The 16,779-nt window shown below is 41.1% G+C and carries 15 protein-coding genes; 6 read left to right on the forward strand and 9 right to left on the reverse strand.

Annotated elements, in window-relative coordinates; translation table 11 throughout:
* Positions 1-23: 23 nt before the first annotated feature.
* Together kbl and tdh are read left to right on the forward strand one after the other, a co-directional pair.
* Positions 24-1,220, forward strand: coding sequence for a glycine C-acetyltransferase (gene kbl, locus Xsto_RS07025; protein WP_099124559.1), 1,197 nt, complete (start codon positions 24-26; stop codon positions 1,218-1,220).
* Positions 1,221-1,229: 9 nt separating this feature from the next.
* The gene (gene tdh, locus Xsto_RS07030) at positions 1,230-2,255 is read left to right on the forward strand and encodes an L-threonine 3-dehydrogenase (protein WP_099124561.1); all 1,026 of its coding nucleotides are present in this window, start codon (positions 1,230-1,232) and stop codon (positions 2,253-2,255) included.
* Between the two features lie 36 nt (positions 2,256-2,291).
* On the opposite strand, the gene Xsto_RS07035 is transcribed toward tdh, so the two are convergent.
* Both Xsto_RS07035 and envC read right to left on the reverse strand, forming a co-directional pair.
* On the reverse strand, positions 2,292-3,326 hold the full coding sequence (locus Xsto_RS07035; RefSeq protein WP_099124605.1) for a divergent polysaccharide deacetylase family protein: 1,035 nt from the start codon (positions 3,324-3,326) through the stop codon (positions 2,292-2,294).
* Between the two features lie 66 nt (positions 3,327-3,392).
* Positions 3,393-4,700 carry a murein hydrolase activator EnvC gene (gene envC, locus Xsto_RS07040; RefSeq protein WP_099124563.1) on the reverse strand — a complete coding sequence of 436 codons (1,308 nt, stop codon included), beginning with the start codon at positions 4,698-4,700 and terminating at the stop codon, positions 3,393-3,395.
* 378 nt (positions 4,701-5,078) lie between these two features.
* On the opposite strand from envC, the gene Xsto_RS07045 reads away from it, so the two are divergent.
* The 4 genes from Xsto_RS07045 (at position 5,079) to cysE (ending at position 8,046) form a co-directional block, all read left to right on the forward strand.
* Positions 5,079-5,516, forward strand: coding sequence for a rhodanese-like domain-containing protein (locus Xsto_RS07045; protein ID WP_099124565.1), 438 nt, complete (start codon positions 5,079-5,081; stop codon positions 5,514-5,516).
* A 78-nt stretch (positions 5,517-5,594) separates the two neighbouring features.
* Positions 5,595-6,065, forward strand: coding sequence for a protein-export chaperone SecB (secB, locus tag Xsto_RS07050; RefSeq protein ID WP_099120919.1), 471 nt, complete (start codon positions 5,595-5,597; stop codon positions 6,063-6,065).
* Entirely contained in the window at positions 6,065-7,084 is a 1,020-nt protein-coding gene (gpsA, locus tag Xsto_RS07055; protein ID WP_099124567.1) for an NAD(P)H-dependent glycerol-3-phosphate dehydrogenase, read from the forward strand. The genes secB and gpsA overlap by 1 nt, the downstream gene beginning before the upstream one ends.
* 140 nt (positions 7,085-7,224) lie before the next feature.
* The gene (gene cysE, locus Xsto_RS07060; protein WP_099124607.1) at positions 7,225-8,046 is read left to right on the forward strand and encodes a serine O-acetyltransferase; all 822 of its coding nucleotides are present in this window, start codon (positions 7,225-7,227) and stop codon (positions 8,044-8,046) included.
* A gap of 67 nt (positions 8,047-8,113) precedes the next feature.
* Here cysE and trmL read toward each other — a convergent pair whose 3' ends face one another.
* From trmL to Xsto_RS07095, 7 genes are all read right to left on the reverse strand, one after another.
* Positions 8,114-8,617: a tRNA (uridine(34)/cytosine(34)/5-carboxymethylaminomethyluridine(34)-2'-O)-methyltransferase TrmL gene (gene trmL, locus Xsto_RS07065; RefSeq protein ID WP_099124569.1), complete on the reverse strand. Its 504-nt coding sequence runs from the start codon at positions 8,615-8,617 to the stop codon at positions 8,114-8,116.
* Between the two features lie 112 nt (positions 8,618-8,729).
* On the reverse strand, positions 8,730-10,202 hold the full coding sequence (gene wbaP, locus Xsto_RS07070; RefSeq protein WP_244590351.1) for an undecaprenyl-phosphate galactose phosphotransferase WbaP: 1,473 nt from the start codon (positions 10,200-10,202) through the stop codon (positions 8,730-8,732).
* A gap of 64 nt (positions 10,203-10,266) precedes the next feature.
* Positions 10,267-11,700 (reverse strand): phosphomannomutase, encoded by a 1,434-nt coding sequence (locus Xsto_RS07075; RefSeq protein ID WP_099124571.1) that lies wholly within the window; start codon positions 11,698-11,700, stop codon positions 10,267-10,269.
* Positions 11,693-13,129: a mannose-1-phosphate guanylyltransferase/mannose-6-phosphate isomerase gene (locus tag Xsto_RS07080; RefSeq protein ID WP_099124573.1), complete on the reverse strand. Its 1,437-nt coding sequence runs from the start codon at positions 13,127-13,129 to the stop codon at positions 11,693-11,695. The genes Xsto_RS07075 and Xsto_RS07080 overlap by 8 nt, the downstream gene beginning before the upstream one ends.
* A gap of 16 nt (positions 13,130-13,145) precedes the next feature.
* Positions 13,146-14,309 carry a glycosyltransferase family 4 protein gene (locus Xsto_RS07085; protein WP_099124574.1) on the reverse strand — a complete coding sequence of 388 codons (1,164 nt, stop codon included), beginning with the start codon at positions 14,307-14,309 and terminating at the stop codon, positions 13,146-13,148.
* Positions 14,302-15,348, reverse strand: coding sequence for a glycosyltransferase family 4 protein (locus Xsto_RS07090; protein WP_099124575.1), 1,047 nt, complete (start codon positions 15,346-15,348; stop codon positions 14,302-14,304). The genes Xsto_RS07085 and Xsto_RS07090 overlap by 8 nt, the downstream gene beginning before the upstream one ends.
* Entirely contained in the window at positions 15,345-16,628 is a 1,284-nt protein-coding gene (locus Xsto_RS07095; RefSeq protein ID WP_141554495.1) for an O-antigen polymerase, read from the reverse strand. The genes Xsto_RS07090 and Xsto_RS07095 overlap by 4 nt, the downstream gene beginning before the upstream one ends.
* Positions 16,629-16,779: the final 151 nt, after the last annotated feature.

The raw sequence follows: 16,779 nt of genomic DNA on the forward strand, positions 1-16,779 counted from the left end.
ATTCAGGTAAGCAGGAGAGAAAGATGTCAGCTTCGTTTTATCAGAAAATTAATGAGCAGTTGGAACAAACCCGCGCGGAAGGGTTGTTCAAAAATGAACGTATTATTACCTCTGCACAAGATGCAGATATTGCTGTTGCCGATGGTAACAATGTCATTAATTTCTGTGCCAATAACTACTTAGGGTTGGCGAATCACCCTGACCTGATAGCGGCTGCAAAAGCAGGAATGGATAGCCATGGTTTTGGCATGGCATCTGTCCGTTTCATTTGTGGTACGCAGGATTCCCACAAAGAATTAGAAAATAAAATCGCTGAATTTTTAGGCTTTGAAGATGCCATTCTGTACTCTTCATGTTTTGATGCAAATGGTGGTTTGTTCGAAACGTTATTCGGGCCAGAAGATGCGATTATCTCTGATGCACTGAACCATGCTTCCATCATTGATGGTATCCGTTTGTGTAAAGCAAAACGTTATCGTTATGCCAATAATAATATGCAGGAACTCAGGGCTCAGCTGGAGAAAGCAAAAGCTGAAGGCGCGCAGAATATCCTGATTGCAACTGACGGTGTGTTCTCAATGGATGGCGTGATTGCCGATCTGAAATCTATCTGTGATTTGGCGGATGAATTTGGCGCACTGGTCATGGTTGATGATTCTCACGCAGTCGGGTTTGTTGGCAAGCATGGCCGCGGTACTCATGAATACTGTGACGTCATGGGACGTGTTGATATCATCACCGGTACACTTGGTAAAGCCTTGGGTGGTGCATCCGGTGGTTATACCGCCGCCCGCAAAGAGGTTGTGGAGTGGTTGCGTCAGCGTTCACGCCCTTATTTGTTCTCCAATTCCCTTGCTCCTTCCATTGTTGCCGCATCTATCAAAGTTCTGGATATGCTGAAAGACGGAGACGAACTACGCGAGCGCCTCTGGAGAAACGCCAACTTGTTCCGTGAAAAAATGACAGCGGCTGGTTTTACACTGGCTGGAGCTGATCATGCCATCATTCCTGTCATGTTAGGGGATGCAAAACTGGCGCAGGAATTTGCCGCCGAGCTGTTGAAAGAAGGTATCTATGTGATTGGCTTCTTCTACCCGGTCGTTCCGAAAGGTCAGGCGCGCATTCGTACTCAGATCTCAGCCGCCCATACCAAAGAACAAATTGAACATGTAGTGGATGCATTTACACGTATCGGTAAGCAATTGAATATTATTGCATAAGGTATCACTATGAAAGCGTTGTCAAAATTAAAGGCAGAAGAAGGGATTTGGATGACGGAAGTGCCCACACCGGAATTGGGCCACAATGATGTGATGATTAAAATCCGTAAAACCGCGATCTGCGGGACGGATGTGCATATCTATAACTGGGATGAGTGGTCTCAGAAAACTATTCCGGTGCCAATGGTTGTCGGGCACGAATATGTGGGAAAGGTGGTCGCAATTGGTCAGGAAGTCAAAGGCTTCAAGATTGGTGACCGCGTATCCGGAGAAGGCCATATTACTTGTGGTTATTGCCGTAATTGCCGCGGAGGGCGTACTCACTTATGCCGCAATACAACGGGAGTCGGGGTAAACCGTCCCGGTTCATTTGCGGAATATCTGGTTATTCCGGCATTCAATGCCTTCAAAATTCCCGACAATATCTCTGACGAACTGGCTGCAATTTTTGACCCCTTTGGCAACGCTGTTCATACTGCTCTTTCTTTTGATTTAGTCGGAGAAGATGTACTGGTATCAGGTGCTGGGCCTATTGGCATCATGGCAGCGGCTGTGTGCAAACATGTTGGCGCACGTCATGTTGTTATCACAGATGTGAATGAGTATCGCCTTGAACTGGCCAGACAAATGGGTGTCACTCGTGCCGTGAATGTCAGTAAGGAAAATCTGACGGATGTTATGTCAGAACTGGGTATGACAGAAGGATTTGATATCGGCTTGGAAATGTCAGGAGCACCACCGGCTTTCCGTACCTTGCTAAATGCTATGAATCATGGTGGGCGTATCGCTTTATTGGGGATCCCACCTTCTGACATGGCGATTGACTGGAATCAGGTTATTTTCAAAGGGCTGTTTATTAAAGGTATCTACGGACGGGAAATGTTCGAAACATGGTACAAAATGGCGGCATTGATTCAGTCTGGTCTGGATCTGACTCCAATTATCACTCATCAGTTCTCAATAGATGATTACCAGAAAGGCTTTGATATCATGCGTTCAGGGCAATCTGGCAAAGTTATTCTACATTGGGATTAACTGAGAATCTCATATACAGCTTAGTAAAATAAGTTGTTAAGAACCAGAACAGGTGCTGACTGCTTTATGAGCACCTGTTTTATTCTGTGTGCTCTTCTCTTTTATTCCTGCCTTCTTTTGCGTAGTTTTATCCTTCATCGCGTCTCCCTGTTGTGACTTTATTTGGTCAGTACTATGTAGCTTTTCAAAGTGCTGTTGCAGGATATGAATGATTGCACTGGGAACTAATGTTTCTCCAACCATTTTGAGATATTGCACTCTGGATTCTGATGTTATTCCGGATTTAGTGTTGGATTTCTGAGAATTAATACACTCTTGTTCAGTCTGTTTATCTGGTTGAGCGTGGTTGAGCAATTTGCTGGGAGCTACCAGCTCAATATCATCTGGTAATGTTGCTAATCCTTGACGTAATGCACGAATCGTTGTTGGGTAAGGGTGACCAATTGCGATAGCGGACCCTTGTTTACGAGCCAGAGCAATAGCGCGATTGAGTTGATGCAGAGTTTCTGCTTCTGTCTGAACATTATCCAAAAAGACATTCCGGCGGAGTATCTGTACAGGCGTGCCTATTGATGCCTTAGCAACCTGAGTGCTACCAATGGTTACACTATCCAGAAAATAGAGATGATATTGAGACAGGGCACCCATGACTTTTTTCATACCGCTAAGATTAGAAGTCATTGCGCTGCCCATATGGTTATTCATACCAGTCGCATAGGGCACTTTCTGTATGGCGTTGCGAACAATGGCTTCAATTTCCTCTTTATTCATCGAAGGGTGCAGGGTATTTTTTTCCAACGGTTGTTTGCTAAGAGGTAACATTGGCAGGTGAATTAAAATTTCTCGCCCTTGTTTGTGGGCTTTTTGTGCCATTTCCCTGCCATGTGGAGAGTCAGGCAATATTGCTATTGAGACTGCAGATGGCATTTGTAATATTTTGTTCTCATTGTGAAGGCGGTAGCCAAAATCATCAATGACAATAGCCAAACGAGCAGGATGAGCATTCAGAGTAAATGAAAGAACAAAAAGCGGTAATATTTTCCAGAGCCGAATATACCGAAAGCGCAGCATCCCAAATAATAGAGTGAATGAATGTAGGCATTGTATTAATAGATGCTGCACGATGGTTTCCCTCTATTATTTTCCTAACCACGGTAACGGATTAACGGCACGTCCCTGACGGCGAATTTCAAAGTACAGTGAAGGCTGTTGTTGCCCACCACTACTTCCTACCAGAGCAATCGGCTGACCGGCACGGACTTGTTGACCAACGCTGACCAGAGCACTTTGGTTATATCCGTAAATACTCATATCTCCCTTGCCATGTTCAACCACGACAACCAGACCATAGCCTTGTAACCAGTCGGCCAGTAATACTCGCCCATCTGAAATTGCTTTGACTTCCGTCCCTTCCGCTGCCGAGATAACAATACCTTTCCAGCGTAATTCGCCCTGTATTGTTTCCCCGAAACTGTGAATAACTCGGCCCCGAACAGGCCAGATCGCCTGTCCGGCAGGACGGCCAAGTCCACCCGTTCGTGCCATCAACGCACGTTCATCTTCTGTTGGTTTATAGCTGGAGCCTTTTTGTTGGGCTTGTTTTTGCTTAGCCGCAACTTGTGCACGAACACGTGCAGCTTCACGCGCTTCCCGTTCCGCGCGAGCCTTCGCTTCCCGTTCTGCTTTTGCAATTTTATTACGTAGGCGAGTTTCGTTTTGCCGAAGTTCAGCCAGACTCTGTTGATCTTTTTTCAATGCGGATTCAAGAGTTGTCAGCGTGTTTTGCCGGGCTGTGCGGGCAACTTCCATTTTTTGTTTTTGTTGTTTTTGGCTGTTTAGCAGCGTTTGTTGCTCATTTTGTTTGCCCTGTTGCAGTTTTTTTTGCTGATTCAGTTTATCCGTTGTTTCTTGTAGCTTAGTGATAGTCTCTTCACGAGCCTGATTCAGATAACTGTAATAAGCCAGTATACGTTCTTTACGCTGGGCTTCTGGGCCATTTAGCAGTAACTCTAACCCTTGATGATTTCCTTGTCGGAATGCTGCATCCAACTGGCTGGCAAGCCGTTTGCGCTGTTCTTTTTGTTGCATTTGCAGACGCTGAATATTTTTCGTCAGGGAGGTGATTTCATTCCCCAGTTTATTCAGGTGAAGCTGCGTGCTATGCAGTGAACGACCGACTTCTGAAATGGTACTCTCTTGCTCCTTGAGCTGGCTGAGGAGTTCAGTGCGTTGTTTTTGCTGTTGTTTGACACTTTTCTCTTTTTCGGCAATGTCCTGCTGAATATCTTTGAGCTGGTTTTTATTTTCTGAAATTTGATTGGCAAAGGTTCCCGAACAGAAAAAAGCAAACAGTAGGGCACAGAACAGTAAAACGCTGCTACTAAATTGCCACTGTTTTTGCTTCTTCCGAAGGTTACAACTTTTGAAACCCTTATTATCAGCCATTTGATTCAGTACCTTTCCCCGCTCTACACTAACTATTTATAGTACTTGTCTATTATATGTCTGTTGTGCCCGATTATTTCATGTGAAATTGCCTCTGACCAGAGAATGGACAGCTTTTTTGTCTTCCCGAATCATAATCTAAATTTTAGTGAATTTAGCTCATTTATTATCGAAAATCCTGTATCTGACCAGTTTGGCATGAAATATTTTAGCGGAATATGGCAATCAAGTATTTCATGAGGATTTTTTATTTTTTCTCGAAACTCTCCGCAAAAACTGCATTAGGTTGATGCTAACTGGCTGTAATTGACACAACACACAGGTATACTCTGTTACCTTAAGATTTTTGTTATTAACTAATGGGAGTTGTTGCCCTCCATGCCGCAAGAAATCATGCAATTTATTAGCCGGAACACGATCCTGAGCCTCGTCTGGATTGCCCTGTTAGTGGCTGTTATCGTCCTGACACTAAAAAGTGTGTTCTCCAAGAGTAAAGATATCACTCGCGCACAGGTCATCCATTTCATCAATAAAGAAGATGGTATCGTCGTGGATTTACGCTCCCGTGACGATTTCCGCAGAGGGCATATCATTGGTTCTGTTAACCTGACTCCATCCGAGATTAAAGATAACAATCTGGGTGAGTTGGAAAAACACAAAAAGCAGCCTGTTATTGTTGTTTCTGCGAATGGTCTGGAATCGAAAACACCGGCAGAGAATCTGGTGAAAGCAGGCTTTGAACAAGTTTATACCCTGAAAGAGGGAATTGCCGGGTGGACAGGTGAAAACTTACCATTAGCCCGTGGCAAAAAGTAACGAATGTGAATGTAAGCAGTATACTTAGTACTTACATAATCTAGGTTTAATAAGGATATACAAAAGGTAAAAATTATTATGTCAGAACAAAACAACACAGAAATGGCTTTCCAGATCCAACGCGTATACACGAAAGACATTTCTTTCGAAGCCCCTAAAGCACCTCAGATCTTCCAAGAAGAATGGCAGCCGGAAGTTAAGCTGGATCTGGATACTGCTTCTAGTGAATTGGTTCAGGGAGTTTATGAAGTTGTTCTGCGTGTCACTGTTACGGCGACATTGGGAGAAGAAACTGCGTTCTTGTGTGAAGTTCAACAGGCTGGTATTTTCTCTGTTGATGGCATCGAAGGAACTCAACTGGCGCACTGCTTAGGTGCATATTGCCCGAACATTCTGTTCCCGTATGCCCGTGAATGCATCACCAGCCTGGTAGGCCGTGGTACTTTCCCACAATTGAACCTGGCACCAGTTAACTTTGATGCTCTGTTCATGAATTACTTGCAGCAACAGTCTGATTCCCAGTCTGATGAGGCAACACAGGAAGCCTAATGAATACTGCTTCTATGACAGTTATCGGTGCCGGCTCATACGGCACCGCTTTAGCCATTACACTGGCCCGTAACGGGCATGATGTTGTGCTCTGGGGTCATAACCCTGAGCATGTCCGAGCTTTGCAGCAAGCCAGATGTAATCAGGCATTTTTACCGGATGTTTCTTTCCCTGATAGTTTACAGCTTGAAGCTGAACTGAAGAACGCTATTTCAGCCAGCCGGAATATCCTGATCGTGGTTCCCAGCCATGTCTTCGGCGATGTTTTACAGCAAATAAAGCCGCACTTACAACCAAATTCCCGCATTGTTTGGGCCACTAAAGGCCTTGAAGCAGAAACGGGGCGTTTATTACAGGATGTGGCACGTGAGATATTAGGCAATGAAATCCCGTTAGCGGTGGTGTCCGGCCCGACATTTGCGAAAGAACTGGCGGCAGGTTTACCGACAGCGATTGCGGTATCTGCGACAACATCTGAATTTGGTGAAGAACTCCAGCAGCTTTTTCACTGCGGTAAAAGCTTCCGAGTATACAAAAACCCTGATTTTATCGGAGTACAGCTTGGTGGTGCAGTCAAAAACGTGATTGCTATTGGTGCCGGGATTTCCGATGGTATGGGGTTCGGCGCCAATGCCCGTACTGCACTGATAACTCGTGGTCTGGCTGAAATGAGCCGACTTGGTGTTGCTCTGGGGGCGGATCCTTCCACATTTATGGGCATGGCAGGGTTGGGCGACTTAGTACTGACTTGTACGGATAACCAATCCCGTAACCGTCGTTTCGGTATGATGCTGGGGCAGGGAGTTAATGTTGACGCTGCTCAGAGTGAAATAGGGCAGGTTGTTGAAGGTTATCGTAATACCAAAGAAGTTCGGGCACTCGCCAGACGAGTTGGGGTTGAAATGCCGATAACAGAGCAAATCTACCAGATACTATATCGTCACAAAAATGTACTCGAAGCAGCTCAGGCATTATTGGGAAGAGCGACAAGGGATGAAGGAGAAGATTCCCACGGTTAAGTTACCCAAAATATCCATACATAATATACCCTATGGATTTTAAGCTGCATCGCGGCGGCAGGGGAATGAGTGAGCTCAGCCAACAAAGAGGCCACTTGAAAGACTACGGGTATAAAAACAATCACATGAGAATGATTGATATGTCTCGAGAAGAACTAAGAGAAGTTTGGGAAAATATAAAACATGAGGCGAGAGAGCTAGCCGATTGTGAGCCTATGTTAGCCAGCTTTTTTCATGCAACATTACTTAAACATGAAAATCTTGGCAGTGCTTTAAGCTATATGCTGGCAAATAAACTAGCGACACCGATTATGCCTGCTATTGCGGTCAGAGAAGTTGTTGAAGATGCTTATGGCAGTGAGCCACAGATGATCGAATCGGCAGCCTATGATATCAAAGCTGTCAGGTTGCGTGACCCCGCCGTAGATAAATACTCCACTCCCCTGCTTTACCTGAAAGGTTTTCATGCTCTACAGGGATATCGAATTGCACACTGGCTATGGAAGCAAGAGCGCAAGGCATTGGCTGTTTACATGCAAAACCAGATTTCTGTTTCTTTTGGTGTGGATATTCATCCGGCTGCAAGAATTGGCTGCGGCATTATGCTTGACCACGCAACAGGCATTGTTATCGGTGAGACCGCGATTGTTGAGAATGATGTTTCTATCCTGCAATCAGTGACGCTTGGCGGAACGGGCAAAGCATGCGGAGATCGACACCCGAAAGTGCGTGAAGGCGTGATGATTGGTGCCGGAGCTAAGATCCTCGGCAATATCGAAATCGGTCGCGGTGCGAAAATTGGGGCAGGTTCAGTAGTGTTAAGACCTGTTCCACCACATACCACAGTTGCCGGTGTTCCAGCGAGGATTGTTGGTAAACCGGAAAGCGAAAAACCATCTCTGGATATGGACCAGCATTTTAATGGAATGAATCATGGTTTTGAGAATGGAGATGGGATTTAAGGTTCTATCTCTTTTTAGAACAAATAATTAAAAGCACTCAGCACTGTTAGGTGCTGAGTGCTGTGTTTTAATCCCGCAATAAAGCACCTTGGTAGCCAAGTTGCCGCCATGCTTCAAACACCACCACTGCCACAGTATTAGAAAGATTCATACTGCGGCTATCAGGCAGCATTGGAATCCTTATTTTCTGTTCGGGCGGCATATTATCCAGCACATAAGGCGGCAGGCCGCGAGTTTCCGGACCAAACATCAGATAATCACCATCACAATAACTCACATTACTGTGTGTTGGAGTACCTTTTGTTGTTAAGGCAAACAGGCGAGCTCCGGAAGGAGATTGTGAATTTACTGCGCTTAATCCTTCACTTTCCAGAAATGCTTGGTAATCGTGATGTTGTTTGATATTGGCGAACTCGTGATAATCCAGCCCTGCACGGCGCAATCGTTTGTCATCCCATGTGAAACCTAAAGGCTGGATTAAATGGAGCTGACAGCCTGTGTTAGCACATAGACGGATAATATTGCCTGTATTAGGCGGGATTTCTGGTTCGAATAGGACGATGTTTAGCATGGCTTAATGCCTTCATTACAATATTACTTACTGAAGGAAGAAAATTTACATAACTGGATTGAAAAGATAAAACTTTTTATAAGTAATAAAGTGTCTTAGGTATAGCGGTAAGCTAATAAGCACCGTCTCGTTTAAGCACTACATTAACTGTCTTAAACAAAATAGCAATATCATTCCAAAGTGCCCAATTTTTTACATACCAGCTATCAAGGTATACGCGAGTTGCATAATCTACGTCATTGCGTCCACTTACTTGCCAGAGGCCTGTCATTCCCGGTTTTGCCATAAGGTAATATGATTGATCATCTCCATAACGTTCAAGTTCTTCTTGAACTATAGGTCTTGGACCAACAAGACTCATCTCACCTTTGAATACATTTATCAACTGTGGTAGTTCGTCAAGACTAGTTTTACGTAAAAAATGACCGATAGAAGTAATTCTTGGATCATTTTTGAGTTTGAAATCTTTCTGCCATTCAGCTAATGCCGCAGGATCTGTTTTGAGTAAATTTTCCAGAACTTCAGCAGAATTACTAATCATGGAGCGAAATTTCAGGCATTTGAATCGACGTCCCCCTTGCCCTACACGCTCATGCCCATAAAAAGGAGATGCTCCATCACGGGAGACTTTCCAACCGATAAAGAAAAATAGTGGGGAAAGCAGTATCAATAATAAAGAAGATACGACAATATCAAATACACGTTTAAGAACAATGGATGAACGTTTGGCTAGATTATTTTTAACCCTGAGCATTAAAAGCTCATGACTAAAGAAGTGAGACATATTTGTGCTATAGAGAGGTACGCCACGTAATGTTGGAATTACCGATATATTACGGGCTCCATGAGCTGAAAGATAGCGTAGCCACTCATCTTGTAATTCATGTTGTTCATATTCAAGAGCAATGAAAATCTTATGTTGATGATGTTTTTCCAATAATTGTTTTGGAGATAGATGGAGCAGTGGAAAAGAGTTTATTGGGCTATTGGCACAATTATTGTCTGGAGCAACAAATCCTATGACCCCAAAACCAAGTAATTTTTCACTACAAATAGCTAAATAAGCATCACGAGCATTGTTTCCGCTGCCGATGATAATAGTTGGCATACTCCAGTATTTAAACTTAATTAAGAGCATTTTGGTTAACCATCGGCACAATGGCAGAGCAAATATGGTTATCAGCCAAAAAATTGCCCACTGATGGCGAGAAAAACTCCATTTGGAGATAGCAACGATTGCTAAATCAGCTATAGCCAACCCAATTAACATCAGAAGCGTTTCTTTTAGCTCATTCCAGAATGGCTTACGATAAGTGTAATGCCGTAAGTGCCACCAAGACCAGAGACATGTGACCAATATAATGATCAAAAAACTCCAGGCCCTGGCGATATCTGAACCACTTTTGAAAACGAGAGAGAATGGAATATCTGTACGAATACTTTCAATCCACCACGAAAAAATGAAAGCACAGGTCATAGCCAATAAATCGCTTGTCATAAGAGAGAATCGATTTACAGACGCTGAATAGTGTTTATATTCGAGATGTTCTTCTTTTGAATGCCGGAACATTTCTGTTAATGCCATAATATTTACCTAAATTCAAATAGTGTTCGGTAGAGTATTAATCGTTTTCTTACCGAGATTGTCATTATTTTTCAGTTAAAAGCGCATCTAAGCAAGTTCTGACAATTTCTTGTGCTTTATTTATATTGTCGGCTTCGGCATAACAGCGTAATTCAGGTGCATTACCAGATGGTCGTAGATGAACAATAATATTGTTACTGAGACTCATTCTCAAGCCATCAGTAAGGTCAATGTGATGAATTTGGTGACTATCTAATCCTAATAAACTTAGCAGGTATTTTGGATTATTAATTCCCTTATTTAAAATTGTGTTACTCAATGAAGTTGGAAATTCTTTAAGTCTGTCTGAGTGGGTGTAACGTGAAGGTAGAGAATTTACTAGTGATGAAATCCCTTGGTTTTTACTTGCGCTTAATACAATAATTGCAGGCAGAAGCGCGTCACGAGTAGGTAGGGCAGCCAATTTATTGCTCCCTATCTGAATATCACTACCGAGTAAGAAACCACCATTAGCCTCAAAGCCAGCAATACGTGTAAATTGCTCTGAAAGGGATGTGAATTCAGCGATAACATATGGGGAGCCGATTTTAGTCAGGGTAACATGAGAAAAACGCTCACATTCCTTTATTGAACTGTTACAACTTACAGGAACGGCCAGAGCTTCAATACCTAGCGCATCAGCACACAATAGCCCTAGTATATCACCTCTTAGCCATTCTCCATTTTCATCAGCTAGTAATGGGCGATCTCCATCACCATCGGTAGAGAAAATAGCATCTAGATTGAATGACCTTGACCAATTTTGGGCTTTTAATCTGTCCTCCACTGTCACAGCTTCTGTATCAATAGGAACAAACTCATCAGTGCGTTCAAGTGAAATAACTTCTGCACCTAGTGATTTGAAAAGAGGAGAATAAAGGTCACGTCCTGCACTGGAATGTTCATAAATGCCAATGCGTTTTCCTGTTAGCAGATTAGAGGAAAACAGAGAACAATAGCGATTTATATAGGCTTCTGCAGCATCAGGTAAGACGGTCAAAGTTGTTAGTTTAGTCAATGATTCAAAGATGACTTTAGCCGACAGGATCGCTTCTTCATCGCCTTTGGAAATTTCTCCATCAGGTCGATAAAATTTAAGACCATTGCGGTTAAAAGGAATATGACTACCTGTAACCATAATACATGGAATGCCATCTTGCATAGCCTTATAGGCAAGTGCTGGTGTTGGTATTACCCCATAATAAATTGGTTCAATACCAGCTTGTCGGAGAGCTGTTGCACAAGCTACCGCTATATCAGGGCTACTTGGACGATTATCAATAGCTAGCGCAACTTGGCGAGTATCGTACTGCTTTTGCATTACAGATATGAAAGCGTGAGTAAAAGCCGCACATACATCCGGAGTGAAATCAACAACCAAGCCACGAGCTCCACTAGTACCAAAAGCGATGCCACTACTAGCAATAATTTCTTGGCTATTTAGTTTCTTATTATTCATTTTCTTCTATTTCCACTCTGCCATAACGATCACTAAGGCGAACAATATCATCATCTCCAAGATAAGGGCCGGATTGGATCTCTATTACCTCCAGCGGAACTTTACCTGGATTTTCCAGAGTATGTACAACGCCTACGGGTATATAGGTCGATTCATTCTCAGTAACTAAATAGGAGTCATTTCCTTGAGTCACTCGTGCTGTCCCAGCAACGACAATCCAATGTTCAGCGCGGTGATGATGCATTTGTGTAGATAAGCTTTCACCAGGTCTTACAGTAATTCGCTTAACTTGATAACGTTTCCCTTTATCTATGGAATCGTATTTACCCCAAGGACGATAGATTTCTCGATGTACACGATGCTCTGAACGCCCGGAACGCCTCAAATTTTCGACAATCTTTTTAACATCTTGAACCTGAGTTTGATCTACAACCAATACAGCATCTTTAGTTTGAACGACAACCAAATTTTTTACACCAACGAGACTGACTAGGCTATTTTCAGAATAAACGTAATTGTCGTTGCTGTTATGTTGCAGAACATCCCCTTTAAATACATTACCATCGTTGTCTTTTTCTGAGATATCCCATAAAGAAGACCATGAACCGACATCAGACCAGCCGGCAGAAAGTGGAACAACAACTGCGTCATCGGTTTTTTCCATCACTGCATAGTCAATTGATTCACTTGGACAAGCAAGAAATGCTGATTTATTTATCCGTACAAAATCGAGGTCGGGATTGATAGTTCCTACTGCTGTTACACAGGCTGAATAAATATCAGGACAGAATGTTTTCAGTTCTTCTAGAAAGCGAGCAGCCCGAAATAGAAACATACCACTGTTCCAGTAATATTCACCACTTTCTAAATATTGTTCTGCAGTAATGGCATCTGGTTTTTCAACAAACTGTGCTACAGCAAAGGCATCTTGCTGTTCAGCCCCACGCTGAATATATCCATAGCCCGTCTCTGCATGAGTAGGGACTATGCCGAAAGTGACAAGTTTACCTGCAGTTGCATGGGGCATTGCCTTTTGAACTACCTCAGTAAAGGTTTTTTCATCCCGAATAACATGATCAGCTGCTAGAACTAATAGCAAGGGGTCTTCATCTTTGTTTGTAGTTTGAAGAGCTGTTAGGGCTGCTAAAGCGATAGCTGGAGCTGTATTACGTCCCGCTGGTTCAAGGATGATATTGTGAGCTAGTTTGCCTAAATGTCGCAATTGTTCGGCGACCAGAAAACGATGATCTTCATTACAAATAACTAAAGGGGATTCTGTAGATAGAGAACTTAAGCGCTGCACTGTTGTTTGCAGCATGGTGAGCTCACCATCAAGTTTAAGAAATTGTTTTGGGTATAATTCACGGGAAAGAGGCCATAACCGACTGCCGGAACCACCAGCCATGATGACGGGAACAACGGAACTCATATAATATCTCAATTAATTAATAATGAATTTGTTTTTTTGATTGAAACTCTTGCCATTTATCTTCAACAAAGGAAGAAAACTCTTGAGCAAATCTAGCTTCTGAAAAACGTTCGGCATTTTTACGGCAAAATTGAGGTTGGAACTGACTAATGCTGCTTTCAAAGAGTTTTACTGTTGAGCAAAGAGATTCCACATCTTGTTTATCGAAAAATAATCCCGTTGGTTCACCATGGCCTAATGGACGAACTGTTTCGAGAGCACCTCCTTTACCAAAAGCAATCACAGGTGTTCCACAAGCTTGTGCTTCAACAGGAGTAATACCGAAGTCTTCTTCAGCAGCGAAGACAAATGCTTTGGCTCGTTGCATATGAGATTTGAGTTCTTCAAATGGCTGATAGCCGAGTAAAGTAATATTAGTGTGTCCATCAGCTAGAGCAGCAATTCGTTTATACTCACTACCATCACCTATCACGATAAGTTTTTTGTCTGGCATTTTAGTAAAGGCTTCAACGATTAAATCCATCTTTTTATAAGGTACCATTCGTGAAGCAGTAAAGTAGAAATCTTCTTTTTGTTCAACACAAGGAAAATCTTCTACAGCAACTGGAGGATAGATAACAGTTGCATCACGACCATAAACTTTTTTGATTCTTCTGGCAATAAAATGAGAGTTAGCAACGAAATGGTCAACACCATTGGCTGTACGGTAATCCCACTGTCGTAATTTATGTAATAGCCACTTGGTGATCCAACCCTTGAGCCCTTTATTTAGTCCTGATTCTCTTAGATATTGATGTTGTAGATCCCATGCATAACGCATCGGGGAATGGACATAGCTGATATGTAATTGATCGGGGCCAGTTAGCACACCTTTAGCAACCGCATGAGAACTTGATATCACTATGTCGGCATGGGAAACATCAAGTTGTTCGATTGCCAAAGGCATTAAAGGTAAATATTTTTGATAATGTTTATTCGCTTTTGGTAATTTTTGGATAAATGATGTAATAGCTCGTTTGTTTCCTAAACTTTCTCTTTGTTTATCAGTTAAGAAATCAACTAGAGAGAATAATTTTGCTCTAGGATATAAACGTAATATATTTGCTGATACCTGTTCTGAGCCTGCATAACTAACTAGCCATTCATGTATTATTGATATTTTCATATGATGTTCAGACATTAATCAGTAAATTGTAAGTTTCTTTTGCAGTTTTATTCCATGAAAATTTTGTCGCCTGGATAACAGACATCTGCGAAAGGGTTTTTGAATGTTGGTTATTTTGAATTATTTCAATCATTGCATTTGCAATATCGTTTGTATTGAAAGGATTTACAAGCATAGCTGCATTACCAACAACCTCCGGTAAGGACGAAACATTACTTGTTATAACAGGTAGCCCACATGCCATTGCTTCTAACGGAGGTAAACCAAATCCTTCATAAAGGGGAACATAGATAAATGCAGTTGCACAGTTATATAAATTAACAATATCTATATCATCTATATATCCTGTGAAATGAACTCTATCAGGAATATTTAATATTCCTGCATCTTTGAAAATTCTATCATTTCTTGCTCCTGCAATAATAAGATGGGTGTCATTTAAGCTAGATGATATTTTCTCCCATGCAGATAGTAATCGAGAAATATTCTTTCTTGGCTCTATTGAGCTAATTGTTAGAATTAATTTCCCTGATGGTAATGAATATTTTTGATATAGGTAGGAAAGATTCGATTTATCTTCTATTACCGAGAATTTTTCATCAATACCATTATGAATAACATGTATTTTACTACTTGGTAGTTTATAAAGATCAAGTAATCTATTTTTAGTATATTCAGAAACGGCAATGATTGAATCACAGTTTTTAACTATCTGTGGAGTAATGATTCTATATAAAGTAGAGAATGAACGGGTTGTCCATTCAGGATATTCAATAGATGCTAAATCGTGAATTGTAACTATATGACGGCATGGTGTGTATAGGGGGCCAGTATTAGATGGTGACCATAGTACATCATTTTTTGTTTTTAATTTAGACAAATTAAACGGTAGGTATAGCTGCTCCCATAAATGACCTTTAACTCCAGCCATTGGAGCATGTGGGCGGATACATGTGAAATTTTCTTTTCCGATCTGTCCTAATATAGAGGATAGATATCGCTGAACTCCAGTTACTGTACCATTCAGTATTCTAGTATTTATAAAGACATTCACCGTATACCTCTATTTGATTTTTTTTTAATTCTTAGTTTCCAATTAGCAAAATAATAAAAAATAAAAACAAAGAATAGATTTGGGATGGAGTAGATTGACATATTGTAAAAATTAACTAAAAAAAGAAGAATGGTAGTGGCATAAATATAATTAAGAGTGAAAAGTGGAGTGGCTAGTGAGCTGCTTCTTTTCAAAAATAAGATCATGTGAGTGGTTAAATAACCAGAAAGGAAAGAAACACCTATAACTCCGGCCCAAGAAAAACTTACATAGCCCCACATGTATACTGGTAATCTTAAACCGCCTGAGACAATTTCAGATATATCATCTATACCATTTAATACTTTTAACGTATATACTGATGGATTCCATTCATAGCCAAATGGGATTAGCCCACCAACAAATGTTCGGCCATAGGTAAATGAGTTGTCCAAAGCAAATCTTGATAGAAAACTTAATTGGTCTGGAACATCCGGAGAGCCTGCCATTGCTCCTTCTAAGAAGCTATCAACATTATTATAAGCAAAGCCTAATAGCCACCATAAAGCTGCTCCAAATACATAGATAAAAATATATATGAAAAATACTAACAGAAATATAAATCGACTTTTATAGGAAGAGTAAATCAGAATTGGGATTAAGAGAGAGAAACCAATCAGGCCTCGTTGTAGGCTTAAGGCAATGCATATGAATCCACATAGGATAACGAAAAATAGCCTATAACTAAATTTTTCTTTAAACAGTAAAATAGCCAATGGTAAAAAGACAGGAATTATCGACATTCCAGTTCTGAAAAAAACAGCAACTCGCTGATATTTTTCTTGATAGTCTCCACGGAAGAATTTTGCTGTAAGTGGATCGCTTGAAAACATGGGAGTGAATCCCATTGCAATATAGCTAAATATTACTAAAATACACGAAAATAATAATATATAAAATGTTCTTTTTTTTATATTTTTTCTCACATCTAAATAGCTAATGTAATCACTGTAAAATGGAGAAAAAGGTAAATTGATAGTGGGAGTTTTCTTTGCAAGTAATGTGCCGATAAGAAAAGATATTGCTCCTATTAAATTAATATTAGTATATAAAGAATAAACTACATATCTTGAATATTCATCATTGTAAAAAATTAAAGGTCCAGCGTATGCAATAAGTAGCGAAGGAATTCCAATGTGAGCATATATGTTCTTTTTGTTAAACCAGATGATATATAATGACAAAGTAGGAACGCTGAGTGAAATAATATTCAATAAAGTTGATATATTAACATGTGACATGATTATCTTATATAAGGTGAGTGGTCATGGTTTAAGTCGCTAGCGATGTTTAATTAAATTTTTATATTGTTTTTTATTAAATATGGAGTGGCTTGCACCCATATAATCCGACACCCCGTATTACCATAATTTATTGCTTTAATTATTGATT

Origin of the sequence: Xenorhabdus stockiae, from assembly GCF_002632825.1 — a bacterium.
Classification (GTDB): domain Bacteria; phylum Pseudomonadota; class Gammaproteobacteria; order Enterobacterales; family Enterobacteriaceae; genus Xenorhabdus; species Xenorhabdus stockiae.

Excerpts from the sequence above, each read along its gene's own strand:
- kbl (WP_099124559.1), top strand. The coding sequence starts at position 24 with ATGTCAGCTTCGTTTTATCAGAAAATTAATGAGCAGTTGGAACAAACC.
- tdh (WP_099124561.1), top strand. The coding sequence starts at position 1,230 with ATGAAAGCGTTGTCAAAATTAAAGGCAGAAGAAGGGATTTGGATGACG.
- Xsto_RS07035 (WP_099124605.1), bottom strand. The coding sequence starts at position 3,326 with ATGCTGCGCTTTCGGTATATTCGGCTCTGGAAAATATTACCGCTTTTT.
- envC (WP_099124563.1), bottom strand. The coding sequence starts at position 4,700 with ATGGCTGATAATAAGGGTTTCAAAAGTTGTAACCTTCGGAAGAAGCAA.
- Xsto_RS07045 (WP_099124565.1), top strand. The coding sequence starts at position 5,079 with ATGCCGCAAGAAATCATGCAATTTATTAGCCGGAACACGATCCTGAGC.
- secB (WP_099120919.1), top strand. The coding sequence starts at position 5,595 with ATGTCAGAACAAAACAACACAGAAATGGCTTTCCAGATCCAACGCGTA.
- gpsA (WP_099124567.1), top strand. The coding sequence starts at position 6,065 with ATGAATACTGCTTCTATGACAGTTATCGGTGCCGGCTCATACGGCACC.
- cysE (WP_099124607.1), top strand. The coding sequence starts at position 7,225 with ATGTCTCGAGAAGAACTAAGAGAAGTTTGGGAAAATATAAAACATGAG.
- trmL (WP_099124569.1), bottom strand. The coding sequence starts at position 8,617 with ATGCTAAACATCGTCCTATTCGAACCAGAAATCCCGCCTAATACAGGC.
- wbaP (WP_244590351.1), bottom strand. The coding sequence starts at position 10,202 with ATGGCATTAACAGAAATGTTCCGGCATTCAAAAGAAGAACATCTCGAA.
- Xsto_RS07075 (WP_099124571.1), bottom strand. The coding sequence starts at position 11,700 with ATGAATAATAAGAAACTAAATAGCCAAGAAATTATTGCTAGTAGTGGC.
- Xsto_RS07080 (WP_099124573.1), bottom strand. The coding sequence starts at position 13,129 with ATGAGTTCCGTTGTTCCCGTCATCATGGCTGGTGGTTCCGGCAGTCGG.
- Xsto_RS07085 (WP_099124574.1), bottom strand. The coding sequence starts at position 14,309 with ATGTCTGAACATCATATGAAAATATCAATAATACATGAATGGCTAGTT.
- Xsto_RS07095 (WP_141554495.1), bottom strand. The coding sequence starts at position 16,628 with ATGTCACATGTTAATATATCAACTTTATTGAATATTATTTCACTCAGC.